Origin of the sequence: Pseudanabaena sp. 'Roaring Creek', from assembly GCF_001402795.1 — a bacterium.
Classification (GTDB): Bacteria; Cyanobacteriota; Cyanobacteriia; order Pseudanabaenales; family Pseudanabaenaceae; genus Pseudanabaena.
Genome location: NZ_LIRE01000207.1, coordinates 1 through 6,931, shown reverse-complemented (window position 1 = coordinate 6,931; position 6,931 = coordinate 1). Strand labels below are relative to the sequence as shown.

Sequence of the window (6,931 nt, the reverse complement as noted above, 5' to 3'; positions counted from 1 at the left end):
ATGGTTAATTTTGGCTGCTGCCGACTTACCATTTTTAGTGATTTGTTCTAGTTTTTGGCGTTCTTCTTCGGTTAATGTCACTTTGTATCGTTTTGCTGACATACCTTTTTCCTTACTATTTTCTGTCCCTTTATTTTACCCGCCAAATTATCTTTGACTGTCTACTAGGAACCCAAGAAAATAATGGCGGCGCGAAGCGCCGTCATTATTTTCTTTAAGCTTAAGAACCAAGCTTGCGTATATTTGCCAGTTCTACCGCTAAGGCGATCGCTTCGATCGTGCTGGCGGGATCGGCGATGCCCTTGCCAGCGATATCAAAGGCAGTACCGTGATCGGGTGATGTCCTCACAAAGGGCAATCCGATTGTGGTATTCACCGCCCGATCAAAGGCTAAAAGCTTGACGGGAATTAAACCCTGATCGTGATACATCGCCAGATAAGCGTCATAACCAAGGTCAGTGCGATCGCGATCGTGCCAAGCTTTGGCAGGATTGAGCCACATGGTATCGGGAGGAATGGGGTTGCTAAGTTGGACGTTGGGGTGTTGTTGGCGATAGCGATCGATCGCAGGTTGCAACCATTCCAGCTCCTCCCGTCCCAGTTGCCCCTGTTCACCACTATGGGGATTGATCCCCGCGATCGCAATGCGCGGGTTAGCGATCCCAAAGTCCTGCCATAGAGATCGCCTTAATAGTTCTAATTTTTGCTCGATCAGTTGGGGGGTGAGCCTCTGCGTGACTTCTTGTAAAGGAATATGTACTGTGGCTAGCAAAGTCCTCAATACCCAGTCGGTATGGGGAGACTTGCCCACAAACAGCATACCAAAATCATCAACTTGGCTACGCTCAGCAAGTAGTTCTGTTTGCCCAGCATAGTGATGCCCCGCTTGTTTCCATGCTGACTTGGCGATCGGGGCGGTGACGATCGCATCAAAATCCCCCGCCAAGGTTGCCGAGATCGCCGCATCTAGATAAGCAAAACTTGCTGCCCCACTTGTCCGATTACCGATCCCCAAGGCAATATCGCCATCGGTGCAAATATCAACGATCTCTAAGCGAGAGGGGTCAGCAAGCGGCAGATTGCTATGATTTATTAACAAATTATAGTTTTCTTGCAAGTAACGGCGATCGCCAAAGATCGTGAATGTAGCCTCTAAACTACATAAATCACGGTCTAAAGTACGTCCTAGAGAGCCATCTAAATTTGGCTCTACAGAAACATCTAAATGGCGAGAGGCAAGAGACTTTAGAATGATTTCCGTACCAATTCCTGCGGGATCGCCTATAGTGAGAGCTATTCGCGCTCTAGAGCTAGAATGAGATTTTGCTACAGAGCTTATATGGGAATTCCGCAGAGTATTCATTAAGTCAATTAAGTAATTCTCCAAAATTTTAATACACGCGATAAGATCGTGATCCGCCGTTAGCCCTCTTGACCACCACCAACGATGTCAGTTGATATTTCCTTAGAAACCCTCTGGAATCAAGTCCTCGAACTGCTTGAAAGCCAACTTAGCCGTCCTACCTATGAAGGATGGATCAAGACAGTTGTGGCGGATGGGCTTACGGCCGATCGCTTAACAATTCGTACGCCCTCTCTTTTTGCCAAAAATTGGCTGCATAAGTATTATTTTCAGAATATTACCGATGCGGTTACCGAGATCCTTGGTTATCCTGTCGAAATTCATATCGTCGCGGCTCCTAGTAGCGATCCGCCGACGGGACAACCCGAACTCAATCTAAATCTTGACGGTAGAAATGAAGTTAGTCAGGATGGGATGCTTGAAACAGCGATCGCCGCTGAGGCTGTGCAAGCCATGGCAGCCGCCATTCCCGCACCGCCCCTTGACAATGGTCAGAGTAATTCTCAGGCAGAGAGTAATGGCAATGCACCGCGTCCTAGCAACCTCAACCGCAAGTATAATTTCAATCGTTTTGTAGTTGGCTCCACCAATCGGATGGCTCATGCGGCAGCTCTGGCTGTATCTGAAGCGCCTGGGCGTGAGTTTAATCCCTTGTTTTTATGTGGTGGCGTAGGTTTAGGCAAGACCCATTTGATGCAAGCGATCGCCCATTACCGTCTGGAAATCGATCCAAAAGCTAGAATTGCCTATGTATCGACGGAGCAGTTCACGAACGATCTGATCTCGGCAATTCGTAAAGATAGTATGCAGAGATTTCGGGAGCTATATCGGGAGATCGATATGTTGATCGTCGATGATATTCAATTTATTGAAGGCAAGGAATACACCCAAGAGGAGTTTTTCCATACTTTTAATACGCTCTATGAAACGGGCAAACAAATTGTATTAGCGAGCGATCGCCCTCCTGCCCAGATTCCCCGTTTACAAGAGCGTCTTTGCTCGCGCTTTTCAATGGGCTTGATTGCCGATATCCAAGTTCCCGATCTGGAAACCCGCATGGCAATTTTGCAAAAGAAAGCCGAATATGACAACCTCAAAATTCCCGCCGATGTCCTCCATTACATCGCCGCCAGCTACACTTCCAATATTCGCGAATTGGAAGGAGCCTTGGTGCGAACCGTTGCCTATATTTCGATTTCAGGGCTGCCCATGACGGTGGAAAATGTCGCACCCGTGCTGAATCCCCCTAAAGAGCCTGTGGAAGTTTCGGCGGAGATGGTTTTAAGTGTGGTTACCGAAACCCTAAATATCGATCTAGCCGATCTGCTGGGCAATTCTCGCCGCCGCGAAATTAGTCAAGCCCGTCAATACGTGATGTATCTGATGCGCCAACATACGAATCTCAGCTTGCCCAAAATTGGCGAGGCAGTTGGTGGTAAAGACCATACTACGGTCATGTATAGCTGCGAAAAAGTTGCCCAATTGCAGTCCACTGATGGGGATATTGCTCAGTTATTACGCCAATTAAGCGATCGCATTTACCTAGTTGCCCAAACTAAAAATTAGGGAGAATTCATAGCGACTCAAAAGGCAAAAGATGAGTAGCAGGGCTTCGCGCTGCTACTCATCTTTTCGGTTTTCTGCTCTAAGCAAAACTTACGTTGCTACAATACATGTACAAAAAATTTACCTGTCTTGATTAGTTCAAAATTAGTTCAAACTTTTATGGCTAGCCTTCCTTCTCTTACTGGTGCTGAAATTCGGTCAAAATTCCTCAGGTTCTTTGAGGAGCGCGATCATAAGGTATTGCCTAGTGCCTCGCTCGTCCCTGCCGACCCGACGGTATTACTGACGATCGCGGGAATGCTACCATTTAAGCCAATTTTTTTAGGACAGCAGGAGGCGGAAGTCCCTCGTGCTACGACATCTCAGAAATGTATTCGGACAAATGATATTGAAAATGTCGGCAGAACGGCACGTCACCATACATTTTTTGAAATGTTAGGCAATTTCAGCTTTGGCGATTACTTCAAAAAAGAAGCGATCGCTTGGGGATGGGAATTAGTCACGAAAGTATTTCAATTACCGCCCGATCGCCTAGTGGTAAGTGTCTATCACACCGATGAGGATGCTTTTGCGATTTGGCGAGATGCGATCGGTATTCCCGCCCATCGGATTCAGCGGATGGGTGACGATAACTTCTGGGCATCGGGGGCGACGGGTCCCTGTGGTCCATGTTCCGAAATCTATTTTGATTTTCATCCTGAATTGGGCGATGATGCGATTGATTTAGAAGATGATTCGCGATTTCTAGAGATTTATAACCTCGTATTCATGGAATTAAATCGCGAAGCCGATGGCAGTCTCACCAAACTCAAAAAGCAAAATATTGATACGGGCTTGGGATTGGAACGGATGGCTCAGGTATTGCAAGGCGTTCCCAATAACTACGAAACGGATTTAATCTTTCCAATTGTCAAAAAAGCTGCCGATCTGGCAGGGCTCGATTATCACCAGAGCGATGAAAAGGTAAAGACTTCGCTGAAGGTGATCGGCGATCACGTGCGTTCGGTCGTCCATATGATTGCTGATGGTATTAATGCTTCCAATGTCGGGCGTGGCTATGTCATGCGTCGTCTATTGCGGCGTGTGGTGCGGCATGGACGCTTGATTGGCATTTCTGGAACCTTTGCCTCGGAAGTAGCAGAAGTGGCGATCGCTCTTTCGGAATCAGTCTATCCCAACACCCGTGAAAGGGAAAAAGTCATTAAAGACGAAATTCAAATAGAGGAAACTCGTTTCTTACAAACCCTAGAGAGAGGCGAAAAATTACTGGTAGAAATCCTCGAAAAAGCTGCATCGCAATCGAGTAAGACGATCTCAGGTGTAGATGCTTTCACGCTCTATGACACCTACGGATTTCCGCTTGAACTGACCCAAGAAATTGCGGAAGAAGAAGGTTTTGTCGTCGATGCGGCAGGATTTGAGGCGGAAATGAAGAAGCAACAGGAGCGATCGCAAGCCGCCCATGAAGACATCGATCTGATGGCAAAGGATAGCTGGGTAAATATTGCCAAGGAAATTGGGAAAACGGAATTTCTCGGTTACAAGGAACTGGGCAGTTCCGCTCAGGTGAAAAAGATTCTGGTTAATGGAGAATCCGTAAAAACGGCGATCGCAGGTAATAAAGTCCAAATCGTCTTAGATCGTACTCCTTTTTATGCCGAGTCAGGCGGACAGGTGGGAGATAAGGGCTATCTCGCCATTGGTGAAGCGATCGCCCAGATTAGTGATGTCCAGAAACAAGCCGATTTATTCGTTCACATCGGACAGATAGAACGGGGTGAAATTACGGTCGGGGATAATGTTAACGCGCAAATAGCCCTATCCGATCGTCGCCGCATCCAAGCACATCATACCGCCACCCACCTATTACAAGCCGCTCTCAAAAAGATCGTCGATCCTAATGTTTCCCAAGCTGGGTCTTTGGTTGATGGCGATCGCCTCCGTTTTGACTTCAATCTCAATCGAGCCGTGACTGCTGCCGAAATTCAGCAAATCGAGTTGCAAATCAATAACTGGATTGCCGAAGCCCATGATTCGGTAATTGAAGTGATGCCAATTGCTCAAGCCAAGGCTAAGGGAGCGATCGCCATGTTTGGCGAAAAATATGGAGCCGAAGTTCGCGTCATGGATATTCCTAACGTATCAATGGAACTTTGCGGCGGCACTCATGTAAAAAATACTAGCGAAATTGGTTTATTTAAAATCATTTCGGAAGCTGGTGTTGCCTCTGGGGTAAGGCGGATCGAAGCGATCGCAGGTCAAGCAGTCCTCGAATATTTAACCGTCCGCGACAATATCGCCAAGGATTTAAGCGATCGCTTCAAGATTAAACCTGAAGAAATTAGCGATCGGATTACAGGGCTGCAACAGGAGCTTAAAACTGCCCACAAAGAGGTGGAAACTCTCAAACAAGAATTAGCCCTCGTCAAAGCTGACACCCTCATCCATGAAGCCGAAGCGGTGGGTTCCTTTAAGATCCTAGTCGCGCAACTTCCCGATATCGAAGCAGAAGCTCTGAAAGCTGCTGCCGAAAAACTAGCGGCAAAGTTAGGACATAGTGCGGTCGTCCTTGGGTCTTTTAGCCCAGATGGGAAGGTGACATTGGTTGCCTGCTTTAGTAAAGAGGTTATAGCGAAAGGACTGCAAGCGGGTAAATTTGTCGGCGCGATCGCGAAAATCTGCGGCGGCGGCGGCGGCGGTCGTCCCAACCTCGCCCAAGCTGGTGGCAAGGATGCAAGTAAGTTACCAGAAGCACTTGAAGCGGCTGAAACTCAATTAAGACAAGTTCTGAGCAATTCTTAGTTTTTAGTTTTTGGTTTTTGGTTTTTAGTTTTTTCTATGTTTTATAGCTGTCGCCACGTTATAGAACAAAAAATCGAAAGGGTGATTGGCGGCGCGAAGCACCGCCAATCACCCTTTCGATTTTCCCAACTGATTTTGTAGAGTTTAATAACTTTAATAACTATGCTGACGAATATCAAAATGTTAATGGCAGCTTGTAAAAAGTTGTCCTTTGACTATGAGATCTTGCATCCCAATCAGAATTTAGTCAAAGTTAAACTGCGCGATCGCGCAGTTTACTTCACTAACTATGCAACACCATTGACTCCTCAATCTGTTGCCGAAATTTTTAAAGATAAACAGTATTTTTATCAAGTTTTCCAAGATGTGGTGAAGATGCCGCGCACTATGTCTTATATTTCTCCCTATTGCGATGAGAAATATAAAGAGTATTTACAATTTTCTTCCATTGACGAAATCCTGACGGAAATCGAGAAACATTTTGAGTTGCCACTCATTTTAAAAAGAAATCGGGGTTCGGGGGGAAGCAATGTTTTCAAATGCCACGATCCGCAGCAAATGAGAAATGCTTTAAATATCATCTTTAATATTAATTCTAAGAGTTATGACTATGTTGCCCTTGCTCAAGAGCCGATCCATATTGTGAAAGAATATCGCTCTGTCTGTCTCAATAGCGAACAGATAATTTTGTATGACAAGGATTTTTCGCAGGCGGAGTTTACGGGCAATCTCAGCCCTTTGCATTGGGAGGGCGCGATCGCCAAGAACGTAAACGACCCAGAAACTTTAGAGGCGATCGCTAAGTTTATTCAACCTATTTTCCAGAAAATGCCGATCGCCTATGTTGGGCTAGATGTGGCGCTAGACGATCAGGGTAAGTACTGGTTAATTGAAGCAAATTCCCATCCTAACTTTGATATCTTCATTCGCGACAATGGAGAAGATGCGATCGTGAATCTTTTTGAAAGGATTTTAAAGTATTTAAGCACACCAGCATAGTTATCGCTGCCGCCAACTGTATCACCCCAAAATAGTGTTACCGTGCGGAGCACGGTAACACTATTTTGGGGCTTATTTTCTGTCCTAACAAAACTGGCGATATCTATAGCTACAGTCACTTGACTTAGGACAAATCAAACCCCAAGAATTGATTGGCGGCGCGAAGCGCCGCCAATCAATTCTTGGGGTTTATGTCCTATT

At 46.1% G+C, this 6,931-nt stretch carries 4 protein-coding genes; 3 read left to right on the top strand and 1 reads right to left on the bottom strand.

Going from position 1 to position 6,931, the window contains the following annotated elements; all coding sequences use genetic code 11:
• Nucleotides 1–220 precede the first annotated feature (220 nt).
• Complete coding sequence (pdxA, locus tag AC805_RS06745; protein ID WP_055074708.1) at nt 221–1,363, bottom strand: 4-hydroxythreonine-4-phosphate dehydrogenase PdxA; 1,143 nt, start codon at nt 1,361–1,363, stop codon at nt 221–223.
• Nucleotides 1,364–1,447: 84 nt separating this feature from the next.
• On the opposite strand from pdxA, the gene dnaA reads away from it, so the two are divergent.
• The 3 genes from dnaA to AC805_RS06730 all read left to right on the top strand — a co-directional run bounded on the left by dnaA (nt 1,448) and on the right by AC805_RS06730 (nt 6,730).
• Nucleotides 1,448–2,929, top strand: a complete 1,482-nt coding sequence (gene dnaA, locus AC805_RS06740; RefSeq protein WP_055074707.1) for a chromosomal replication initiator protein DnaA — start codon at nt 1,448–1,450, stop codon at nt 2,927–2,929.
• Between the two features lie 159 nt (nt 2,930–3,088).
• Nucleotides 3,089–5,731: an alanine--tRNA ligase gene (gene alaS, locus AC805_RS06735; protein ID WP_055074706.1), complete on the top strand. Its 2,643-nt coding sequence runs from the start codon at nt 3,089–3,091 to the stop codon at nt 5,729–5,731.
• 162 nt (nt 5,732–5,893) lie between these two features.
• Nucleotides 5,894–6,730: a RimK family alpha-L-glutamate ligase gene (locus AC805_RS06730; RefSeq protein ID WP_055074705.1), complete on the top strand. Its 837-nt coding sequence runs from the start codon at nt 5,894–5,896 to the stop codon at nt 6,728–6,730.
• Nucleotides 6,731–6,931: the final 201 nt, after the last annotated feature.

Coding starts and splice junctions, on each gene's coding strand:
- pdxA (WP_055074708.1), bottom strand. CDS start 1,363: ATGAATACTCTGCGGAATTCCCATATAAGCTCTGTAGCAAAATCTCAT.
- alaS (WP_055074706.1), top strand. CDS start 3,089: ATGGCTAGCCTTCCTTCTCTTACTGGTGCTGAAATTCGGTCAAAATTC.
- dnaA (WP_055074707.1), top strand. CDS start 1,448: ATGTCAGTTGATATTTCCTTAGAAACCCTCTGGAATCAAGTCCTCGAA.
- AC805_RS06730 (WP_055074705.1), top strand. CDS start 5,894: ATGCTGACGAATATCAAAATGTTAATGGCAGCTTGTAAAAAGTTGTCC.